Below are 22,300 nucleotides of genomic sequence, written 5' to 3'. Positions count from 1 at the left end.
CAAGGTTTCCGATTAACCACGCTGTCCGTGATCGAGCCAGCAACCTGGCAAGCCCTGACATATGCCAGCTCAAGGGCCATCCAGAATTAAAGAGGGCGCTCTACGCTGCAATCTGAGCGATTAGTAAGGGCGAGATGCACCAGATTCCACGTAGGAGAACGCCCATTAACAAGAGGGGCTCCGCACCTAGCAGAGATATCCAAGGATGGAATGAAAGTGGCACGGAGGAGAGCAGGTTATGTTGAGCAGGCTGGAGGTTCAGTGTGTCGAATCACTCCCCATGCACACCCACCATCTGAATTACTAATCAGGCAAAGGCGGAAGCAAAGCAGCCCCGGTAGGGGCAGGTACCTGATATACAGCATCCTTTACACCAGGTTTAATTGGCTCAGCCCCATGGTTTTGACCGGCTGGTTGTAGTGCTGGTGTGGTCTGGGGGGGGTGCTTGGGGCGAAGGGGAACAACCGACGGCGACTGTGCTTCTGTGATGACCGCCTTGTACTTGGCCACGGTTTGGCGAGAGACGCCTGCAGTCAGGGCGATAGCCGTGTAGGTAAGATGAGCCCCTTTAGCGATCAACTGCCGGCAAGCCCCACGGATCTTGTTTGCGGTCTGGTTTTGTCTGACTGCATGGGTCCGTTTGGCGGCGAGGCTCTGGCGCTCCTCGAGTGGCAGCGATCGATCAAGCTCCATCACACCACGGTGATAGTCACCACTTCCGCGGTAATGAGACCAGGTCCATCGGGCAATCGATTTAGCTGTGGCGCGCACTGATGACAAGGGCAGGTCGTTGCAACGCTCTCGCGTGCGAAAACGGTTGTCGTTGTGACATTGCGCAAGGACTCGAGAGTAGAACGACTCGAAGTAACCACCAGCTCGCTCAGCATTGACGATGCTGTATGCGTAGAAACGGACACGTTCGAACAAGGTGCAATGCCTGGAGTGGGACACTGCATCCATGTCGGGTCCTTTGGACCACAAAGGCATCGGCCTGGCCAAGTCGAGTTCTTCAGCCAGATCGCCCAAGTCGTAGACATGATTGTGCAGCTCGGTGGTGATCCACCAAGGATGACCTGGTGTCTTTGCAACTGGACCACTGTGGTAATCGGGGTCAGCCTTGAGCAGTGCGGCCATGCTGTCGTAGACAGCCTTCATGTACAGGATCGGCTTTTCACGGGCTCGCTCGGTGGTACACACCGGAGCAATCGCATAGTAGAGGTGCGAGTTGCCTGAGTTTCTGTTACGGACAATGAAGTTGGGGGGGGGAAGCCCATGCTCCTCCCAAATCAGGGAGTTGGTATGGTCGAGATCGAAAACGAGCCATGACACACGGCCAGGACGATTCACCTGCATGTAGGGGTAGCGGATCGCGTATTCACGCGGCCGTACTCTCATCGCCGTTTTATTGTCACTGCAGCGTGCGAGATAAGAGGCCTCTTCGAGGATACGGCTCATCGCTGACGCCGGCTGGTAATAGCCCGGGTGGGCAGGCGCCGTCGAAGCTGCCGTGATGAGGTTGCTCACAAGCAGGCCTCAATGAAGAAGCTGACAAATTCAGGGCGAATTAACCCGTGCCGCGTATTGCGCAGCAGAGTGCAGGTGTCCATACTCGAATTACCTGAAAGGGGCCCTCACGTCATCGATCTGCCAGGACCAGATGTGTGGGCTCTTTTTTTTTGCCCGGCAACGGTGGCCGGATCCCTCTTTTAATCGCTCGACCTTTCGATAAAACCTTCCTAAAAAGTGGCATTCGTTGAGCAAGTTTTGGCGAAGGCTAGAGGCTCAGTTTCGCCCCGTCAACCCGCTGAAACCCGCGTATTTACTGGGTTTCCTCCAAATTTCAGAACCGTTTTTCTAATTAGAATGGGCTGCGTTGCCTAAGCGGGTAGCCGCATTGATCCCGAACCCCCTCCCCGCGATTGCCCTTGTATGTCGGGGGATTCGAACGCTTCGTACGTCGGTGAAATACGAAATTTCGCATCGGCGATATACGACCTAACTATCGGTGATGTACGAATCGAAAGATCGGCGATATACGAGCCACAGCTAGTGAAAAAAAAAAGCATCGGCGATATAGGGGTTGGGGGAGCAACGGAACAGAAAGTGCACTTAAGCTCAGTCGCTGCCCCGCAAACCCTTGTAACGTCTGGACAGTTTCGAAAAACGACCGTTTTATGAAACCGTTTCAGCGAGCACTAGGAAAGGCCGTGACCACCCGAAAAGTGGTGCGATAAACTCGTTTCGCCAATCAAAGTTCGCTAATCCACAACAGATGACGAGTAAAGCGAACTTTAATTCGTGCTTATGTTGGTTTTCGGTTCCATTGCTCCCCAAACCCCTGGAAGAGCTGGTGCCCTCCGTGAGCAAGTTTGGCGCCCGCGAGTTTGAAAGCGTCATGGCCGTGGTCGTGGACCTGCTGGGCGGTGATGGCATTGCCGTGCACGGTGAGCTGCCTATCTGGCTCCGTGTTTACCCCAGCGTGGAAGGCAAGCTCCCTGCCTTCAGTGTCGATGACTGGCGATGGATTCGCCTGTCCTCGATCCAAGAGGTTCAACCCCGCCGCGCAATCGCCATTGGCGAAGATACGTCTAAATGGCAGCTCATGGTCAACGTTGTTGCCAATGGCCAGGTGTACCACGCTACACAGCGCCTGTTCCTCGGCGCATCGGTAGAAAAGCCGGTAGACCGTCTGTTGACGTTGGTTAGCGCCGCTGTGAGTGAAGAACAGCGGCGCCGGATGCAACTGTGATAGTGCGCAGCAAGTAGCACACCCGCACCAAACCAGCCCCGCATTTGCGGGGCTTTTGTTTACCGCTATATCTTGTGCTCGATCAGCTGGCCAGCGACACAAGATGTTGTGTTTCGAGGGGTAATTTTGAAGCAAACAAACTGGACGGTTATTGGTGTGGCCAGATGGTACGACTGGAAGCTGGGCAAGCTTTCCGACCGGGACCTGGCCAAACTGGTCGGAACCAGCGAGGGCAGCATACGCCGCCGACGTGTTCAGTTCGGGATCGAGGTTTACTCGGTCGCGGTGGCCATCGCCCCTTACCAGCACCTGCTGGGCGTGGAGTCGGACAGGTCTGTCTCGGCCAAATGTGGTGTATCGGTGAAGAGTGTCAAAGCTTACCGCGAGTCCCAGGGCATCAAGCCCAGGTCAAAGGCCACACGGCGCATTCAGCGCCTTCCGCTCGATCATCCCGTCAGGCCGTACAAGGGGCGAATAGAGAAAACGGAAATTTTCGTACGCTAAGCGCTCTGTCTGTCAGGTTGAGGTCGTAGAGGTGGACGCTGGAACGTCAGGAAATTCAGAAAGCCATCCTACTCTGACGCGGCCTGAATGGTCGGCCTTACGCCCGGTTGGGGTGTACTTCAACTGGACGCAGTCCATGCCCGTTGCGGCTTACAGCCATCACGCGGGGCTTAGCGTACAAAAAACTCCGTATTCTGCGGGCTCCCCTGGATGAACTGCGCGAACGGCCTCAATTAGGCAATCCCGGACTCTCAGATACACTGCGTGTGTTCGGTCGTCAGGAATTTGTAGGGATTTATTGACGTTGGAGGCCTGCCAAACCAATCGCAGAATCAGCTCGAAATCCTGAGTGTCGAAAAACTCGAAAAGACGGTCAACATCCTTAGTAATAAGACCATTTTGCTGGGCGTGCTCAAGCAACGACCCGTAAGCAAAGCGGGGTGAGAGGGCGATGCTGGCTCCGTTGCCCAGCAGGATAGTTCCGTGCCCGTACTCAGCGACAATCTCGGCCCATTGTGCAACCTGATGTGGCATATCGGATCCCTCCGGCTCTTATGGATACGGATAATACCCGATTGATTTGCGGCGACCTATGATCGTGAGATCTGTATGGAAACTTTACGATTTAGATCATAAGCAGCCCTACCCTAGCGATCCCTCCCAATCCGTTGCAGCATTCTAGGTGTACGGTCCCGGAATGAGATGGTGCGGATTGATAGTGAAGCGCGCTGGGTTTTTCGTCCAGGCCTCACAGATCACCTTGAAGGGTGTACGCCATCGCAAGGCCTTGAGGTGTCTGGCGAAGTTGTAGGCCATAACAAAGGCCTGCACGTGCGCCTGTAGGGCAGCGAAGTCGGGATAGTGGAAGGCCTTGATCGTGGCTTCTTTGATCGTCCGGTTCATGCGCTCGACCTGGCCATTGGTCCAGGGATGGTAGGCCTTGGTCAGACGGTGCTTGATGCCGTGTTCGTGGCAGACGCGATCAAAAATGTGGCCACCGAACATATTTGTCGCGCCGTTGCGATACCGCGGCTGCTCAGTGAACGCCACACCGTTGTCAGTCAGGACGGTGTGGATCTTGTACGGAAACGCCTGCACCACCTGGCGTAGAAATTCAGCACCGTTACGCTTGGTCGCCGAGTCGAAGAACGCAACGTAGGTAAACTTCGTAACACGATCAATGGCCACGAACAGGTGCTGCTTACCGCTCTCAAGACGCAGCTCCGAGCTATCGATATGCAGATAGCCCATCTCTGTTTTGTCGAATTTTCCGCGTTTGGTTGCGCTACCGCTTTTGGGCGTCTGGTTGATCCCGTGGCGTACCAGGCAGCGGTGCAATGCGCTGCGGCTCAGCTGTGGAAAGTAATCAAGGAGATGGCCCAGCATGTCGTCCAGGGGCATCATCGTGCGCTGTCGAAACTCGACCACCATTGCCTCTTCAGCGGCTGTCAGCTTGGCGCTGCATGGCTTGGCAGGGCCCATCCGAGCATCCTGCGTGGTCGTGCGTGATCGCCATTTGATGACCGTCTTCACGTTCAATCGGTAGCGTGCGGCGAGCTTTCGATTCGACTCTTTCGATGCTTGGAGCTCGGCTCGGATTCGCGGCGTCGTGCGGGCTGAGCCATGGATACGTCCTTCCAAAATGCATCCTCCTCATGAGGCGTTAAGGATGCACCATGACTCTCTGGGACTGAACACCTAGCATTGGCGCTTAACAGTACTACTGGCAAAGCGGGAACTCTCTTACCGCCAGCTGAATGCTGCTAGCCAGAGAGGCCCTGTCCCCTCCAGGCTGACGCCAAGCGCGCCAAGGCTTTCCCTATGTCAGGCTGCATAAGAACCCGTCATAAGTTAATACTCCCATGTGAGGTCTCACTAGTCTGTCGGATCTTGTTCGTCAGCCGCATAACCGTGCCGTCTTTGACCTGCACCACCTCATCAGCGATCTCAATCAGGTGAGGCCGGTGAGAAACAGCAATGATGGTGATGTCAGGCGTGAGGGCTTTCAAGGATGCGCAGATGTCCCTTTCCGCTTCAGAGTCGAGAGCACTGGTAGCTTCATCAAGGATGAGCAGTTGAGGACAATGGGCCAATGCGCGAGCGATCACGATGCGCTGGCGCTGACCGCCAGAGAGCAAGCCGCCGCGCTCGCCTACAACCGAGAGCATGCCACCCTGGAGTTTTTCAACGAACTCCCAGGCCCCGGCTTGGCGCAAGGCTCGCTCGGCGTCGGCCGCCGTTAAAGCGGGCTCACCCAAGGTAACATTGGCCAGAATACTGTCATGCAGCAATAGGGTTTCTTGCGTCACGTAACCGATCATTCGCCGCCAGCGGCGCCGGTCGAGGTTGGCCAACGGCACACCATCCACGCTTATTTGCCCTCCCTGGGGGCTGAGCAGTGCGCAAAGCAGATCGAGAATGGTGGTCTTGCCAGCACCGGAAGGACCAATCAACGTAGTCATGGTGCCAACTTCGAAAGCAAAAGAAACGCCATCGAGCACTGTGCGTCCGTCGTACGAAAATGACACTTTGTTAAAGCCGATACGCTGAATCAAGGTCGGCTGCACACTGCCGCCCCTGGGCTCAGCCTCAGCGCTGGCCTTCTCGACGGCTTCGTGCAGCGCCCAGAATGCGCTTTCTTGAGCTGCCATTCGGTGGTAACGCTGCTGGGCCTTATGCATCAAGCCGAGCACCCGTACTACCATGAAGATCAGTACCATCACCGAAGACAACGGCAGCGCCCAGACTACCAGCCCTGCGTACAGACCCGCTGCTGCGAGGATAGCCAATAGCGGTTCCTGCAGCGCTCGCAGCGTTTCACGACTGGTCACTTCCTTTTCCATCGCAGCGTTAAGTTCCGTGGCCTGATGACGCAGCAAGGAATCGGCAATATCCTCTCGGGCCATCGCCTTCAACGGTTTGACCGACCCAAGGGTATCGCTCAGGCTGACCAGCAAATCTCGCATAAGGCTAGTCTGACTTTTGCCCGCTCGGCGAGAGGTCTTCACCAGACCACGCAGGGCAAGGAGTATCGCCAGGCCTACCAAGAGGCCTACCAGCGCCGCTTGCCAGGACACGATCAGCGCAATTATTCCATAGGCGGCCGCCTGAATAGATAGCGCGACCATGTTGGCCGCGTGTTCGTAGGCTGTTGAAGCGCGGTAGGCCTCGGTGGCCACTGCATTGGCCAAAGCGCCACCGGGCTGGCGCAGGTAGTATTCCCAGCGACTGCCGAGGGTGGCGTTGATCAAATCAACGCGCAAATCAGTGGCCACATGCGCTACGGTATAGCCCACCTGACGGTTAGCAGCGAGAATCAATAGGCTGCTTAGCACCATGCCGACCACGATGATCATCAGCAGTACAAGGATGGTCGGCTGCAGGCCAAACAGCTGCAAGGCGTTGACGATATGCATGCCGAAGGTCGACTGGACATTGTCCCCGACCATCACCGAAACCAGCGGCAGCATGGTGGTCAGGCTAACGCCCTCTACTAGCCCTGACACTATCAGGCTCAATAGCATCAGGACGGTACGGATAGGGTAGGAGCGACCAAAAGCAAAGATAATTCGCATCACACTCACTTCGAAATCAACTGTGTGCCACTCTAAAGCTCAACACATGGCGTTTGCTGCGCCTATGACCAAGCGCCGGTCACAGGCGTCCGGTATTGCGTGTTCTGTCAATCAGTCAGACCTGCCAAGGGGCGCAGCACTGAAAATGCCTGAATAATCTGCCCGATCTGCTCAGGTGTATGCGCCGCGCTTACGCTGCAGCGCACCAGTGTAACGCCGGCCGGTGTGGCGGGTGGCAGTACCAGATTGACGTAAACCCCCTGGCCGATAAGCGCTCGCCAGAAGTGCAGGCCTTGCTCCTTCGTGCCCACCATCACTGGGACCACTGGACTGGCATGTGGCCCGAGGGAATAACCTAGTCTCGCCAGGCCGTCGTAGAGACGATTGGCATTGTTCCATAGGCGCTCGCGCAATTCCGGCCGCGTGGCTATTGCCTGCAATGCCGAACGCACCGACGCCACGACTGAGGGTGATGGCGACGCGGTGAAGATGTAGGGGCGGCTCGCATAGCGCAAGACTTCCATGTCGCTACTTCGGCCAGCGGCAAAACCGCCGATCGCGGCCAGGCTTTTGCTGAAGGTTCCCAGGATGATGTCGACATCGGCCTCTACTCCGAGGGCTTCGGACAGCCCTCTACCGTTAGGCCCCATCACGCCGAATGAATGGGCCTCGTCCACCAACAAGTAGCCGCCCAAGCGACGTTTGATCTCGACGATTTCCTTGAGGGGTGCCGTATCCCCCAGCATGCTGTAAATGCCTTCGACGATGATCAGTGCATCCTTGGCACGCTCTCCCAGGCGCAACATGCGGCGTTCGAGGTCCATAGCATCGTTGTGGTGAAAACGGATAATCTGTGCCCCCCCCAGGGCGCACGCGTCATAGATGCTTGCATGGCAATCGGCGTCTAGCAGGACGACTTCACGCGGGCCCGCCAGCGACCCTATGATGCCCAGGTTCGCCACGTAGCCCGTAGAAAACACCATCACCGAAGGGCGATCCAGGAATGCGGCGATTTCGGACTCGAGTGCCGTGTGGCCGCCGTAGCTCCCGTTAGCCATCCGCGACCCGGTGGTACCGGTGCCCTCGGCAGCCAACGCTTGTTGCGCCGCTTCGATTGCCTGCGCGTCGAAGGTTAGACCCAGATAGTTATTGGTGCCCGCGAGGATGACGTCCTTATCGCCTATACGCCCCTCTGTCGGCGAGTAGATAGCATCCATACGGGTGCCGAACGGGCTGGGACCGGAATCTTGAAAATTGTTGCGCTCAGCGGCCAGCCGGCTGAATTTGTCATATAGCCCCATGGCTTTTCTCCACGTACGCCACCAGAGAACTGGCGAGCTGGCGGGGGGTTCTGACATCCATCAAGATGTTAATCGGAATTGAAATATCGTATTCATCTTCCAATTTCATCAACAGGTCCATCATTTTCACTGACTCCAGGCCAAGGTCATTGACCATGTCGCTGTCTGCAGAGATGTGCTCCTGTAAGGGGACCATCTCTAACAGACAGGCCAGAATATTCTCTACGATAGTATCTTGGATAAGCATGGTTGACCTCTTCGACATTCGAATTGCCGCACGCTCAGAACAGGCCATCCTGCAGGGCGCGGTGTAACTTTATCTGGGGCGCCCAGCCAATGGAGGCGGTGATTTCCGTGTTGCTGCAGGTCCAGTCGTGGTGGGTCAGTTCGTTGACCTTGCTAGTCGTCAGCATCGGTGCGCGTGGCAGTAGGTACGACAGCGCCAGATTGGCCTTGGCAATGGCTTTCAGCAGCCTGACTGATACCTGAATCTGCCGGACTGGCTTCTGGCGGAGATCTACACCGATACTCGCCAGGCTCTCCCAGCTGTACCCACCTGGAGTGCCGTCACTGATTTCATAGGTAGCCGACTTAGCTACGGGCGAAGTGATCCACTGTATGACGGCAGCTGTCAGGTCGAACACATGCACGAAACTCAGGTGCGCTTCTCCTGACCCCAGCCGTACCAAAAGACCCCGCATCAGCCAAGCGAACAGCGGTTGCAGTTCACGATCTCCTGGTCCGTACACTGCCGTAGGTCTGAAAATGCCGACGCTGACGGTGCCGGCAGCGTCCATGACTTGCTGCTCTGCGTCGAACTTCGATCTGGAGTACCAAGACAAGTTGGGATAACGAGCCGCGAGGGAAGACATGTGCAAAAACCGCTCACAGGTTCCGGACTGCCGGGCGGCTTCCATTACGCGGCGACTACCGTCTACGTTGATGGCATGAAAACCTGTCGCATCGCGCCCTCTGACAGCCCCCGCGCAATGAATCACGGCCTGCGCTCCGGCGACCAATTCGGCGAGCGATCCTGCGTCCTCTAAGGAACCCCGCACCCATATAACTCCGCGATGCAGACCTGATTGGGTCCTGCTCAACGCACGAACACTTATGCCCTGAGCGACTAACATTCGCGCGATTTGACCGCCGATAAAACCGCTTCCTCCGGTTAGCGCAACGACCAGAGCCATCAAGCAGAACCTGCCGTCGTCAGCGTATGCGGCGCCATTGATAGCTGGCTCAGGAAGCGCTTACGCGCTTCGGCCCTGGCCGGCTTGCCTGAGGACGTACGCGGGATGCTATGGGGAGGTACCAAGTCGATCGTTGGGGATACACCGAATTCACTATGGATCTTCGAAAACAGCGTGTGCACCAGCCGCTCACGTTTGTCCAAGGACAAGATACGACATTGCACTTGCATCACCACCGCCGGTTCGCCGTCCTTGTCCACGATGAATACGATCACGTCTCCAGGCCTGACGTCGGCCTCGGTTTCGGCCACCAGCTCGATGTCCTGGGGCCAAATGTTACGCCCGCGTATGATGATGAGGTCTTTCTTGCGGCCAGTCACATACAGATTGCCGTTCAACAGATAGCCGAGGTCACCGGTGTCCAGCTGCTGGGTTTCGGCAAGCTGGCGTTTTGACTCAGGGTCGTGGAAATAGCCCTGCATCAGACTCGGACCGGAAATCACAATCCGTCCGACGCTGCGCTCCGGCAGCGGATTGCCGGCCTCATCGAGTACCTGAACCTGATGGCCCGGCAACGGGCCGCCACAATTGACGAAGGTGCTGATGGCCGTTGAGCGCTCGGTGGCCGGAATGGCTCTACTCTCGAGCTCAAGGATGTCACGATCCACGCGATCGGTCTGGCCGCCTAGATCAGGGGCAGCGAAGCTTACGGCCAAGGTATTTTCGGCAAGGCCGTAGCACGGCATGAATGCACTGGCTTTAAAACCTGCGGGCGCGAAGTGCTCTGCGAAACGATCAAGGGTGGTCATTGCAATAGGCTCCGCCCCTACCCCAGCCACGCGCCAATGGGAGAGGTCAAGGTTCTGCACCTCGGTCGAACTGCAGCGACGTACGCACAGGTCATAACCAAACGGCGGTGCTACGGACACCGTGCCCCAATTACGGCTCATCAGGTTAAGCCACTGCTTGGGGCGCATGGCAAAATCTTGGGTCTGTAGATAATCTACTGACAACTGTGTGGCAACCGGCGTCAGGACGAAGCCGACCAATCCCATGTCGTGGTAGAAGGGCAGCCAGGAGATGCAACGGTCTCCGGGCCGCAACCGAATGCCAGCAAGGCTTATACCGTGCAGATTCGCCATCACCGAGCGCTGAGTGACGACTACCCCGCGAGGAAATCGCGTGCTGCCAGAGGTATATTGCAGATAGGCAATGTCATCCGGTTGAGGACGCGCCAACTCGACATCTGCCACCGGCAGCACTTCAAGCTGCTCGGCGGTACCGATGAAAGCCTGGGTCGCCGGATCAATGGCTTCGCGCACGAAAGATAGCCATTCTTCACTGCCCAGCACCGCTGAAGGCGAGCAGCTTGCCAGCAAGCCGCGGAGCTTTTCAACGTAGGACTGATGGTGACCTACGCCCATGGGGATCGGCAGGGGAACCGGTACCAACCCTGCGTACTGGCAGGCAAAGAAAATTTCCACAAACTTGGGCGTCGTATCAGCGATCAGCGCCACCCGGTCGCCCTTTGCCAAGCCAAGGCCCAGCAGCCGTTTCGCTGCGCTGATAGCGCGCATTCTCAATGCGGAATATTCCATGACCGCAGTCAGGTGACAGCGCCGGTCATAAAAATTCATGCCTGTTTGCCCGAGCGCGGCATAATCCAATGCGTCCGCGAGAGAGGAAAAGTCTGCAAGGCGCTGCTTAAGTGAATGCTCAGCGCTTGTCTCTGACAGGTAAAGAACAGCCATTGATTTGAGCTCATTCAGGGAGGTGGAAAACAGTCACGCTGGACGTCGTGCGAGAGCTGCTGAGCGAAATCCTCAAACACACGCCGAAGGCGATTTATCTCAAAGCCATTAGGTGGATTCCTGAAAGATGGCAAATGTTAGTACGATGAGAGACAATGCAACAAAGTATTTCATACAGGCTGGGAACATTATTCGCAACCTCCCAGAGGATCGCAGGGCTCTAGAGCCAGATGCCTTGCACCCGACACGCGATGAGGGAAACGCTATTACATGAACAAAATGCTTTCTCCGATCGTCACGGAAATGGTGAAGTCTCGCAGCGGCCTGGACAGCTTCATTTCGCTACCAGGTAAGCTTTTTCAGAATGACCCCCATTGGGTCGAGCCGTTGCATATGGAGCGTCGTGAACACCTGTCCGGTAAGAACCCCACCTCTCCGCACGTCACGTGGCAAGCATGGGTGGCGAAGCGCGGCAACATTCCGGTAGGCCGAATCCTGGCCCAGATCGATACGCTTCACCGTGAGCTCCACGGTGCAGACACAGGGCATTTCGGGATGCTCGACGCCATCGATGATGCCGAGGTTTTTCAGAGCCTGATAACGACGGCCGAGGCGTGGCTGCGTGAACATGGTGCGCGGAGGATCACTGGCCCGTTCAGCCTGAACATCAATCAGGAAAGCGGATTGCTCGTCGAAGGATTCGACACGCCACCCTCCGCGTTCATGAACCACAATCATCCCTATTACCCAGCACAGCTGACGGCGCTGGGTTACCAGCCGGCGATGGATCTGCTTGCCTACTGGATGCGCACCGATGAGCTGAACTTCCCTGCCCCGCTGCAGCGGATGATGGACCGCGAACGTGGGCGGGTCTGCATCCGCGCGCTCGACCGAAGCCGGTTCGAAGCCGAAATGCAGACGCTTCGAGACATATTCAACGATGCGTGGGCGAAAAACTGGGGGTTTGTACCCTTCACCGAAAAAGAATTCAGTGAGCTGGGCGCGCAGATGAAAATGCTGGTGCCCGAGGACCTCATCTACATTGCTGAGATCGACCAGCACCCGTGTGCCTTTATCGTCGCGATGCCGAACATCCATGAAGCCATAGCCCCCTTGAAAGGTCGACTGCTGCCGTTTGGCTGGCTGCGCTTGCTGTGGAAACTGAAGGTCACAGGCACGCGCACTGCTCGCGTGCCACTAATGGGGGTGCGGCAACACTATCAATTCAGCCGGCAAGGCCCCGTGCTGGCGCTGTTGCTGATCGAGGCGCTGAAGCAACCTTTTGTCCAGCGCAAGATTGATGCCTTGGAAATGTCCTGGATTCTTGAAACGAACACAGGCATGCGCACTATTCTGGAGCGCATCGGCGCGGCGGTCTACAAACGTTATCGCCTGTATGAAAAACGCATCTGACGTGACGCGCTTTTCAGCGCTGGTGCTAGCCGGAGATCGTCGACCTGGCGACCCGGTTGCAGCGCTTGGCGCGGCCGGGTGCAAAGCCTTGGCACCGGTCAACGGCATTCCTATGCTGCACCGGGTGTTGGCCACGCTGCAGGCCAGCGGGCAGATTGGCCAGATCACCCTGGTAGGGCCCCATCGACCCTTGCTCGAGGGCGATCCGTTCATGCACGCCTTGTTGAATTCCGGCGCAGTGACGGCGCTGGAACCGGCGGCATCTCCCAGTGCCAGCGCACTGATGGGGCTGCAACATATCACCGTGCGCCCAGTATTGGTCACCACGGCCGACCATGCGCTGCTGCGACCTGAGATGGTCGACTACTTCCTTGAGCACTCGCGTTCGAGCGGCTATGACGTCACCGTTGCGGTAACGCCACTCAAGACCGTCTTAGCAATGTTTCCGGAGAATCGACGCACGGCCATCAAACTGCACGGCGGGCCTTACTGTGGCAGTAACCTGTTCACCTTCATGACCCCTGAAAGCGAAAGACTGGCGGCGTTCTGGAGAAATATCGAACAGCAGCGCAAGGACCCGAGAAAGGTCATTGCCAAGGCCTTGGGGCTTGCTGCCACACTTAGGTACCTGTTAGGCACATTGTCCCTGGATGGGGCGATGCAGCGTATTTCCGCAGCTGTCGGGATGCGCGTAGGGGCGGTGGTCATGCCCTTCGCCGAAGCCGCTGTCGATGTCGACTCGCTCAGCGATCACCGACTCGTTGAAAAGATCCTGCGGCAGAGGACCGAGAGCTGACACGCTTGAGCCTGGCCTGCAATTGCCATTTACTGATGGATCAACACAGCGCACCCGGGGTGCGCTGTGTTCCTGTGCGCCCAATCCTGAGTCCAAGGTGTGCCGAATGCTGCTGATCGAGCGCTACATCATCGCCGAAATTCGGCGCCCCGTTTCAGTGATGGTCGGTATTCTGACCTTCGTCTTCGCCAGCTATTCGGCTGAACGCTACCTCACGCAAGCCGTCAACGGCACCTTGGCATTGCAGTCGGTGCTGGACATGGTCGTATACAAGGTGGTCATTGCGCTCGAAATGTTAGTACCGGTGGCGCTGTATGCCTCAGTAGCGATCGCCCTTGGCAGGCTTTACCACGACTCGGAAATCACCGCCATCCTGGCGTCTGGCGTCAGCCCGCTGCGGCTGTATCGGGCAGTAGCCTTGATTACCTTACCAATAGCCATTGGCGTCGGCGTGCTTTCGGTCTACGGCCGCCCTTGGGCGTATACGCAGACGTATCTCCTGGAGCAAGCATCACGCGCCGACCTGGATGTCAGTCATCTCTTGCCACAACGATTCAACCTTAACCAGGACAACGGCCGGATGATTCTTGCCGAACGTATCGACCAGGCGACCGGTAACCTTGAAAACGCGCTTATCTACGACCCTGGAGAGGGCAAGAGCCGGGTCTTCCGCTCCAATGTGGCCCAGGTGGTCGATCCCAACCCGGCCGACCCGATCGTGGCACTGACCCGAGGCACGTCATATTCCCTGGAGCACACCGGCACTCAGGATGTGGTCAGCGTGTTTGAAAACCTGTTATTGCACCTCAAGCCGATCGAACCCGAGCCGGACAATAAACGGAAATCCACCGCTACTGGTTTGCTCAGCGTGTCCCCGCTGCCCCAGGACCAGGCGGAGTTACAATGGCGCGAGACGCGTGGTGTAAGCGCGCTCTTGCTCGCGCTGCTGGCGGTCCCGTTAAGCAGGACCGCGCCGCGCAAGGGCCGCTTCTCGACCCTGCTGCCAATTGCGATGCTCTTCGCGGTAATCTTCTACGCGGGCAATATCTGCCGGACACTGGTTGCCAATATGGCCCTGCCACTCACCCCCGGTGTGTGGCTGGTGCCCTTGTCAATGGGGGCGGTGGTACTGATATTCATCGCCCGGGACATGGCTGTCCTGCGGTTGCGTTCCACATGAGAATCACCAGCCTCTACCTGATTCGTAACGTGCTGATTGGTTTCGCCGCGGCGGCCGCCCTGCTGCTGCCTCTGTTCACCACCTTTGACCTGATCAGCGAACTCGACGATGTGACCACCGGTGGCTATCGCTGGACCCAGGCATTGGAAGTGGTGCTGATGACACTGCCACGCCGCGCCGTGGACCTCGGGCCCTTTATCGCGCTGTTGGGTGGCATCGTCGGGCTGGGGCAACTGGCCTCCACCCAGGAATTGACCGCCATGCGCACAGCGGGCATTTCCATTGTGCGCATCGCCATTACCACTGTAATGGCAGGCCTGATCCTGGTAGTGCTGTTAGGGACAATTGATGAATGGGTAGCGTCCCCCTTGCAGCAACGAGGCGTGCAGCTGCGCAACGCTGCCTTGGCCATCTCCGGAGAAGCGGCCAGCCCGTCCGGGAGCATCTGGGCCAGGCGCGGTGACGAAATAGCTCGGATCGGCGCGTTGTCGCGCGATAACACCCCAGTCAATGTCGAGATATTCCAGTACACCTCTGACATGTTCCTGAAGTCGTACGTGTTTGCCGAGAGCGCGGAAATCGGCGCGGGTGGCACCTGGGTGCTGAAGAACGCCCACATCAAGGAGTGGAACCATATCGATGAAAGTATTCGCCAGCAGGACAGCCTGGTTTGGCAGTCGGTGTTCTCCGACCGACGCTTGAAGGAGCTGACGCTGCCAACCGACAGTTTCTCGATTAGACAACTGCGTCGCTACATCCAGTTTCTCGATGCCTCTCATCAGCCGTCTGCCGAGTATGAGATGGCGATGTGGCAGAAGCTCGGCCGCCCCTTGCTGACGCTGGCGATGATCCTCTTCGCGGTGCCCTTCACCTTCGCGCAGCCACGCTCGCCGGGGCTGGGCGGTCGGCTGGCCGTTGGCGCGGTGATAGGCCTGCTGATCTACGTGGGCAACCAGATCATCGCCAACCTTGGCCTGCTGCTGGCCGGCAACGTCATGCTGACTACCTTGCTGCCATCGGGTGTGTTACTGGGGATCGCCTTGTGGCTTATCTACCGTTTTGACCGAGTCCGATAAATGAGCGGCAGCCAACATGACTAAGTTGACACCCCGCCCCGAGCGGATTGGTATTCTCCTCAACCCCGCCAGTGGATACGTGCGGCGCCATTTGCCAAGCCTGCGCCGACGCGTGGCTGGGATAGCGAACGCCAGGGTGGTCGAGGCCTCCTCGGCTGAGCAGATCAAGGGCGCGGTCGAGTCGTTACAGTTAGGGCCCTCGGACCTGCTGGTGGTCATAGGCGGCGACGGTACCCTGCAAGCGGCGCTCACGGCGACCCTAATTCAGGGGCCATCGGCCACTCCGTACGTGCTTGCCTTACCCGCGGGCACGACCAACATGAGCGCTAGAGATCTGGGCATACGCGTGAATCCCACCGTCGCCTTGCAGGAGCTGGATAACTGGCTTAGCGGCAAGACCTCGGCACCTGCCGTCCGTGCCCGGGCTGTGCTGCGGGTCTCTGACGCGAGCCTGGCGCCGCCACAGTTCGGCATGTTTTTCGGGGCCGGCGCGATCATCAGCGGGGTCCGGTATTTCCACAGCAGCGTGCGGCCCAAAGGCGTGCGCGGTGCCCTGGGTCCGTCATTGGCTTTTGTGCGCATGTTGCTGTCGCTGCTTCGCCGCCGTGAGCACAGCCTGTTACCGGCTACCTCGGCGCGGCTGCACCTGGCCGCCGAGCCCCTCCTGGTCCCATGGTTACTTATTCTGGCGACCACGCTGGATACCTTGTTGCTCGGCAGCACCCCCTACTGGGGGGGCGAAAAAGCCCCCATGCATTTTACCGCCATCGCCCACCGGGCGCCGTGCCTGTTGCGCTCACTGGTATTCCTATTGCGGGGCAAATCCACTGCGACCATGAGCAACAACCCAGCATATGTGAGCCATAACCTGAGCCACACAGCGATCGATGACCTGACTGAATACCTGCTCGATGGCGAGATCTTTTCAAGCCACGGGCAACTCCAGCTAACGGCGACCCCCGCCATTCGTTTTATCGTGCTCTAGTGAAAGGCCAACCCATGCTCTGCTCCGCGCCCCCCCGTTTGCTGGCCACCGTGGCCCAGGCCTGTGCATTGCCGGTGGCTGATGAACTACAAGCGCTGGTACAGGTACTGCGCGCACGCTTGGGCGACGCCTTGAGCGGATTGCTGTTTTATGGTTCGTGCCTGCGCAGTGGCGATCCGACTCAAGGGCTGGTGGACCTCTACGTACTGGTCGATGACTATGCGAGCGTGCGCACCAGCCTGCTGCCCAGACTCGCAGACCAATGGCTGCCACCCACCGTGTTCCTGCTCAAGACCAAGATGCCAGACGGCCGGATGCTGCGCGCCAAGTGCGCCCTGATTTCCCTGAAGGATTTCGAGGAAGGCACGACCCGCTGGTTTCAGAGCTATCTCTGGGCGCGCTTTTCTCAACCGTCGCGCCTGGTGTATTACCGCAACACAGCCATCCGTGATCGTGTACACGCCTCAATCGCCAGTGCAGTGATCCGCATGATGTCGGAAACCCTCGCGGCACAGGACCAAACATTCTCCAGTATGGCCTTCTGGGAACGCGCGTTTTCCCTGACCTATAGCACCGAGCTGCGCCCGGAAAAAGCCAGCCGCCCCGCGGAAATCGTCGGCAATGACGCGGCTTATTACGCCCGGGTTACAGGCGAGGCGGCAGGCTCCGTGAAAGGCTTGAACCTCTCAGAGCATCAGAGTGGTGTATTTTCTCACCACTGCACCGCAGCCCAGCAAAGGAAGAGCCGCCGACGCTGGAAAGTCAGAAGAGTCCAAGGGCGCATGCTGAATGTGCTGCGCCTGATCAAATCGCTCTTCACCTTCGAAGATGGGGTCGACTATGTGATCTGGAAACTTGAGCGGCACCTCGGTGGGCCAGTGGAAGTCAGCCCGCACCTGCACCGCTATCCACTGATCTTTTGTTGGCCATTGCTATGGCGACTGCTCAAGAACCGTCGCCTGCGCTGAGCAATACGTTCTGTTTAAGCCACTGCTGGGTCGTCGAGCCAGCAACGGCCACGGGCGCGCTGTTCAATCGGTTTTTTTAGGGCTAGATGCGTTGCATTCAGGCTTGATTGTGTTGGTACGAGTCACATCTACTGCCCCCAGGTGTTGCAACGTGTTCCGCCCGAGTACGACCGTGTAATCCTTCTTGGCGCGACTCTTAAGCATTAGCTCCTCTTGGTAAGCCTGGTTACCGATGCACAGGGTCATTTTTATCACCTGCCGATGCCCGCCCCCACCGATCAGCCCCTTACCCTTTTCCGTGCGCACAATCTTGCGTTCAAATGGAATACCTACCGACGCACCGGTCAAACTCTTAGGCCCCTCCACCGAAAATCGCACCCACTTTTCACCGTCCTTGTCGAAAGGCTCGATGTTGGTTGCCGCCAAATAAGAATTTTCAGCCGAGGTATCCAACTCTATCTTGATCGACGTGTGTTCTGGCAATAACACCGCTTCCTCTTCCCAACCGAATACCTGAGCTGGCGATGCGGCGCACGCCAATTGTGGCAACATCAGGGCGAATGTGGTGCCGAGGATAAGTTTGCTGAGGGCCTGCATGAGGTTCTCCGGGGGCAAAGTTAGAGTCGCGGCGCCAGTTATCCGCATGGCCGGGCGCCTCTTCAGCCAGAGTTATAGCTTGACGATGTGGGGTCAGCCGGCCGGCCGCTCAAGTCGAAATGTGAGGCAAGCCGGAACTCATCCATTTGCGCTTGGTAATCCCAGCGTTCTACGCGCACCTGCTTTTGCGGATCGTTGGTGATGATAATTCGATTGAACGAATTAGGTGCATCGCCGCGCAGGCGACTGGACAGTGCTGTGCCAGCCTGCACGGTCCAGACCTCGCGCTTCAAGTGATACTGCTGGCTTAGCTGTAGCACGTAGGGCAGGTGAATGTGACCGCCCATGACGATATCCAGCCCAGCCTCCGCCCAACGCACAAGGGCTTCCTTGGCGCCGTGCTGCAGGTTGCGCTCATCCGAAGCGACCATTGCTCCAAAGGGCTGATGGGCCACTACCACCCGCACCTTGCTCGGGTCGCATCGCCGCAGCCGTTCGACGACCGCCGCCACTTGCGCCGGGGTGACTGCCCCATCCTTGCGGCGTCGGGGGTGGGTGGTGTTCAAGCCAATCATTAGCACCTGGTCATTTTCGAAGAGAGGCTCTAGTTCGTGGCCGAAGGCGCGGCTGTAATTGCGGTAAGGGCATAGAAAGCGTGTTGCCAGGTTGTACAGTGGCAGGTCGTGGTTGCCAGGGATTACCAGCCGGCCCGGGACGCCGAGCGCCTGCACGCTCTCTACGAAACGTTTCGCCGCCACGAACTGACTGGGCTTTGCCCGCTGGGTGATGTCGCCCGACAACACTAGCAGGTCCGCCGACTGTTCGCGCACATGGCGCAGCAGCGCTTCGACAACGGCGCTCTGCTCAGTACCGAAATGGGTGTCGGAAATATGCAGGATATGGGTCATGGGAACTGAGGGCGGTCCGGTAACAAGCCCTCGACCGGTAGAGGGCGATGGTGCAAGATTCGGGGCAAGGGCAGTCAGAACTGCGGACTATATACGTCGCAGCTGATCCGGCCAAGCGGGGCATGCTCGGACTACGAGGGGACACATGACGTTCGATTCAAACTCTGTGGATCGACCGGGAGATCCGGTCGCAGCGAGAAATTCATGTGCTATTGCCGGTGCTTTAGGAGAAGCCCTCTCCTGCGGCAAGGATGGCGCCGACCAAGGTGTGCCGTTCATCGTGCCCGTGGTGTTCGAGGCAGCAGTGGGCGCGCCGGTCAGGCCGCCGGTGCGCCTGTTCCTCGGAACGGAGCCTGCTCAGCACCGTGCCGAACGGGTCTTCTTCTACTCATTGGAGCGGGTGCGCGACCCGCTGCGACGTTACGAGATCTACCGAATGACCGGCCTGCCCGGTTTCAGGCAGGAAGGATGGCGTACCGGCTTCACTAACTATCGATTCGCCATCCCTGATCTGGCCGGCCGTCATGGTCGGGCCATCTACAACGATGTCGACCAAGTGTACACGGCCGACCCTGCGTTGTTGTTCGACCAGCCCATGAACGGCAGTGCCTACTTGGCTCTGTCTCCCCAGGACACCGCGGTCATGTTGATCGATTGTGAACGAATGGCGCATTGCTGGACCTTCAGCAAAGCCTGCCGGGAAAGCAAGAAGACGCTGCACAGGCAGGCTGCCGCCGAGCCGGGACTGTGGGGTGCCCTCGATTCTCTGTGGCATGCGCGTGATCTTGAATACCGCAATGGCCAGTCGCGGTTGCTGCACTACACGACGTTGCACCTGCAGCCGTGGCGCCCGACGCCGGAGCAGTACTCCTACCATATTCACCCCTACGCCGAATATTTCCTGGGGCTCGAGCAAGCGGCCGACGCGGCGGGTTATGAAATCTATACGGCGGCTCGTCCCAGCCCAGCTTTCGCCACGGCCTGCCAGCAACCGTGGGCACCGGTCCCGCTCACGGGTCTGCCTAGCAGGCTCGACGCTGATCTGCAGGCAAGCAGCGCAAACCATCTGGCGCTTGTAGGTTCGTGGGGCGACGGCCGGACTGAAGTCACGACGCTGCGCTGGTCGTTCGATCAACTGCGCCGGGACGACCTGCCGGCCTGCGAGGCGGTTGTCACTAGCGGCCTCGAGCGCCTACCGGTTGAGGACCTCCCTTGGGTACTGGCCCGACTGTTCGAACGCGCCAAAAAGTGGGTCTATATCAAGGTGGCGCTCGGGCCGCAGAGCAACAGCATGGCGGAGTGGCGCCGACTGCTACGGCGCGTCGCACTGCGCTATCCGGGACGTTGCTGGCAGCTCGACTGTATTGATAGTGAAGGCCACTTTCATCGGTTCCGTGCTGACTTCACGCAGCGCTGCGCAGAGCGCGGCGCACTCCCATCTGTCTGGGTGCTGCTAGGCAAGCATGCTGGTGACAACGCTCAGATGACGGACATTGCCAAGGCGCTCGGCTGGCCATACGCACTTAAGCAAGCAACGACAGACGAAGGTTCGCAGGCGCTTGTAGCGCCACCGTGGCCAGACCTGGTGATCAGTGCGGGACGGCGGACCGCGCCCCTGGCACGCAGTATTTGCGAACGCTCTGGCGGCTCGACCCGTTCAGTGGTGGTGGGCCGCCCGCGGGCGCCGTTAAGCAGCTTTGACCTGGTACTCACTACCCCGCAGTACGGCCTGCCACTGCGCGACAACGTGGTGGATATGCCGGCGCCCTTTATTGCCGAGCGATTGTTGGACGATGCAACGCTCGAGGCTTGGCGGCAGCGCTTTGCCAAACTGCCACGGCCTTGGGTCGCGCTCCTGGTTGGCGGCAACAGCATGCCTTATCGACTCGATGCCGCTATTGCAGCCGAGCTAGGGCGTCAAGCCAGTTCGGCCGTGGCTGCCCAGTGTGGGTCGCTACTGGTTTCGACCAGCCCGCGAACACCGACCGACGCCAGCCAGGCATTGCTGAAGGCGATCGATACGCCAGTGCTCAGCTACAACTTCGGCAGTGGTGAGGAGAATCCCTATGGGGCTCTGCTAGCCTTGGCCGATGCCTTCATCGTCACCGGTGAAAGCGTTTCCATGCTCACAGAGGCTTGCATGACCGGGCGTCCGGTGGCGGTCTTCCCACTGCCGGTCCGACGCCACATGAAGGCCCGACTACACCATGCGATTGAGCGCCGCCTGGGCATCATTGACCGGGCCGCGGGCAGTCGCGGCACGCCGCGGCAACAGAACAAGGTCGGGCGAGTGTACGACGAACTGGTCGCGGCTGGGCGGGTCAAGCGTGAGCGGCGCACCGAGGAGGTCCATCTGGCCCTTGGTGTATCGCCGCTGCCAGAGGGGCTGATACAGCTGCCGGGGCTGTCTCCCCCACAGCTGGCCGATGCACGGACACGGGCACTGGCGGCGATCCGGGCGCTCGTCGAAGGCGAGCGGCCCCTTTGACAGGCAGCGCTATCGTGGGGCTCTGCTAGCGGTTCAGCCCGCGCTCCCAGGCCCGATGGTTGCGCCGGGCATCCTGGATGAACGGTGACCAGCGGATCAATTGCAGGACGACCCGATTGAGCCAGGCGCCGGGCCACACCAGCGGCCGCTGTACATCAAGAAACAGCACCACCCGTGTGCCGTCTGTGTCGTTCCATACCTGATGACGGAAGGTGTCGTCGAAGATGACGAACTTCCCCTTTTCCCAATGGCGCGTTTGGTCCTCGACCTGGATGCGGCACTGCTCCTTGGGCTCGGGCACCATCAATCCCAGATGGGCGCGTAGCAAGCCGTTGTACGGACCGCGGTGTGGCGGAATGTGCTTGCCCGGCGCCAGGATCGAAAAGAATGCTGTGAACATGCCGGGGATGGACTCGACCAGCCGAGTCGTCTCCGGGCATCGCTCACAGTTGTTTTCCATCTTATAGCCGTACCCATACAGGAAAAACGTCTTCCACCGATCGTCCTGCGTGATGTTCAACTGGTCCTTGGAAATGTCCTGGAAGTTGGGGATATCGTCCTGGCGGGTGAGCACTTGTTCCAGTTCACCGCGTATCACCTGCCACTGGGCTTCCAGCGCGCCGGTCCAGGAGAACTGCGCCGGATCGAAGAAGGGCGTCACACCAACTTTTGAATAGCGGCGGATCGCGTTTTCCAGGCGTTTGATGACCCACAAGCCAATGGCCACGCTGGGCCGATGCTTGCGCTTGCGTTTGGGTCGGCCTGCATCGATCTTGTTGTTGCCTTGGCTCATGTTTCCTCCAAAAGACGTGTCGG

The 22,300-nt window shown here is 58.6% G+C and carries 20 protein-coding genes; 9 read left to right on the top strand and 11 right to left on the bottom strand.

Features of this window, described 5'->3' with window-relative positions; genetic code table 11:
• Positions 1–303: 303 nt before the first annotated feature.
• Positions 304–1,524: a replication initiation protein gene (locus tag J5X93_RS13095; RefSeq protein WP_250342637.1), complete on the bottom strand. Its 1,221-nt coding sequence runs from the start codon at positions 1,522–1,524 to the stop codon at positions 304–306.
• Positions 1,525–2,359: 835 nt separating this feature from the next.
• Between J5X93_RS13095 and J5X93_RS13090 the strand changes: the two genes are divergently transcribed.
• Both J5X93_RS13090 and J5X93_RS13085 read left to right on the top strand, forming a co-directional pair.
• Positions 2,360–2,749: a hypothetical protein gene (locus J5X93_RS13090; RefSeq protein ID WP_250035770.1), complete on the top strand. Its 390-nt coding sequence runs from the start codon at positions 2,360–2,362 to the stop codon at positions 2,747–2,749.
• A gap of 126 nt (positions 2,750–2,875) precedes the next feature.
• A complete protein-coding gene (locus J5X93_RS13085; protein WP_224397002.1) occupies positions 2,876–3,253 on the top strand; it encodes a hypothetical protein in 378 nt (125 codons plus the stop codon).
• A gap of 159 nt (positions 3,254–3,412) precedes the next feature.
• Here the strand turns inward: J5X93_RS13085 and J5X93_RS13080 are convergent, their stop codons facing one another.
• The 7 genes from J5X93_RS13080 to J5X93_RS13050 form a co-directional block, all read right to left on the bottom strand.
• Positions 3,413–3,787, bottom strand: a complete 375-nt coding sequence (locus J5X93_RS13080; RefSeq protein WP_250342636.1) for a DUF4917 family protein — start codon at positions 3,785–3,787, stop codon at positions 3,413–3,415.
• 144 nt (positions 3,788–3,931) lie between these two features.
• Positions 3,932–4,894: an IS481 family transposase gene (locus J5X93_RS13075; RefSeq protein ID WP_250035756.1), complete on the bottom strand. Its 963-nt coding sequence runs from the start codon at positions 4,892–4,894 to the stop codon at positions 3,932–3,934.
• A gap of 203 nt (positions 4,895–5,097) precedes the next feature.
• On the bottom strand, positions 5,098–6,828 hold the full coding sequence (locus J5X93_RS13070) for an ABC transporter ATP-binding protein (RefSeq protein ID WP_062378651.1): 1,731 nt from the start codon (positions 6,826–6,828) through the stop codon (positions 5,098–5,100).
• Positions 6,829–6,935: 107 nt separating this feature from the next.
• On the bottom strand, positions 6,936–8,129 hold the full coding sequence (spt, locus tag J5X93_RS13065; protein ID WP_062378653.1) for a serine palmitoyltransferase: 1,194 nt from the start codon (positions 8,127–8,129) through the stop codon (positions 6,936–6,938).
• A complete protein-coding gene (locus J5X93_RS13060) occupies positions 8,116–8,376 on the bottom strand; it encodes an acyl carrier protein (protein WP_062378968.1) in 261 nt (86 codons plus the stop codon). The genes spt and J5X93_RS13060 overlap by 14 nt, the downstream gene beginning before the upstream one ends.
• 34 nt (positions 8,377–8,410) lie before the next feature.
• Positions 8,411–9,322, bottom strand: coding sequence for an NAD-dependent epimerase/dehydratase family protein (locus J5X93_RS13055; protein ID WP_062378655.1), 912 nt, complete (start codon positions 9,320–9,322; stop codon positions 8,411–8,413).
• Positions 9,322–11,073, bottom strand: coding sequence for a fatty acyl-AMP ligase (locus J5X93_RS13050; RefSeq protein ID WP_102886377.1), 1,752 nt, complete (start codon positions 11,071–11,073; stop codon positions 9,322–9,324). Before J5X93_RS13050 ends, J5X93_RS13055 begins: the two co-directional genes overlap by 1 nt.
• Positions 11,074–11,343: 270 nt before the next feature.
• Between J5X93_RS13050 and J5X93_RS13045 the strand changes: the two genes are divergently transcribed.
• The 6 genes from J5X93_RS13045 (at position 11,344) to J5X93_RS13020 (ending at position 17,491) form a co-directional block, all read left to right on the top strand.
• On the top strand, positions 11,344–12,486 hold the full coding sequence (locus J5X93_RS13045; RefSeq protein WP_202967467.1) for an N-acetyltransferase: 1,143 nt from the start codon (positions 11,344–11,346) through the stop codon (positions 12,484–12,486).
• 88 nt (positions 12,487–12,574) lie between these two features.
• Positions 12,575–13,282 carry a nucleotidyltransferase family protein gene (locus J5X93_RS13040; RefSeq protein WP_349666379.1) on the top strand — a complete coding sequence of 236 codons (708 nt, stop codon included), beginning with the start codon at positions 12,575–12,577 and terminating at the stop codon, positions 13,280–13,282.
• Between the two features lie 106 nt (positions 13,283–13,388).
• Positions 13,389–14,462 (top strand): LPS export ABC transporter permease LptF, encoded by a 1,074-nt coding sequence (gene lptF, locus J5X93_RS13035; RefSeq protein WP_038409906.1) that lies wholly within the window; start codon positions 13,389–13,391, stop codon positions 14,460–14,462.
• Entirely contained in the window at positions 14,459–15,538 is a 1,080-nt protein-coding gene (gene lptG / locus J5X93_RS13030) for an LPS export ABC transporter permease LptG (protein ID WP_038409908.1), read from the top strand. The genes lptF and lptG overlap by 4 nt, the downstream gene beginning before the upstream one ends.
• Positions 15,539–15,554: 16 nt before the next feature.
• Positions 15,555–16,523: a diacylglycerol kinase family protein gene (locus J5X93_RS13025; protein ID WP_038409909.1), complete on the top strand. Its 969-nt coding sequence runs from the start codon at positions 15,555–15,557 to the stop codon at positions 16,521–16,523.
• A gap of 14 nt (positions 16,524–16,537) precedes the next feature.
• Entirely contained in the window at positions 16,538–17,491 is a 954-nt protein-coding gene (locus J5X93_RS13020; protein ID WP_038409910.1) for a hypothetical protein, read from the top strand.
• 63 nt (positions 17,492–17,554) lie between these two features.
• Here J5X93_RS13020 and J5X93_RS13015 read toward each other — a convergent pair whose 3' ends face one another.
• A complete protein-coding gene (locus J5X93_RS13015) occupies positions 17,555–18,088 on the bottom strand; it encodes a retropepsin-like aspartic endopeptidase (protein ID WP_038410461.1) in 534 nt (177 codons plus the stop codon).
• A gap of 62 nt (positions 18,089–18,150) precedes the next feature.
• Positions 18,151–18,996 carry a metallophosphoesterase family protein gene (locus J5X93_RS13010; protein WP_038409911.1) on the bottom strand — a complete coding sequence of 282 codons (846 nt, stop codon included), beginning with the start codon at positions 18,994–18,996 and terminating at the stop codon, positions 18,151–18,153.
• Between the two features lie 145 nt (positions 18,997–19,141).
• Between J5X93_RS13010 and J5X93_RS13005 the strand changes: the two genes are divergently transcribed.
• Positions 19,142–21,484, top strand: coding sequence for a mitochondrial fission ELM1 family protein (locus J5X93_RS13005; RefSeq protein ID WP_080708176.1), 2,343 nt, complete (start codon positions 19,142–19,144; stop codon positions 21,482–21,484).
• A 25-nt stretch (positions 21,485–21,509) separates the two neighbouring features.
• On the opposite strand, the gene J5X93_RS13000 is transcribed toward J5X93_RS13005, so the two are convergent.
• Positions 21,510–22,277, bottom strand: a complete 768-nt coding sequence (locus tag J5X93_RS13000; protein ID WP_038409912.1) for an aspartyl/asparaginyl beta-hydroxylase domain-containing protein — start codon at positions 22,275–22,277, stop codon at positions 21,510–21,512.
• Between the last annotated feature and the right edge of the window lie 23 nt (positions 22,278–22,300).

This window comes from Pseudomonas sp. BYT-1, assembly GCF_023611805.1.
Classification (GTDB): Bacteria; Pseudomonadota; Gammaproteobacteria; order Pseudomonadales; family Pseudomonadaceae; genus Aquipseudomonas; species Aquipseudomonas guariconensis.
This window is presented reverse-complemented; position numbering and strand designations above follow the sequence as displayed.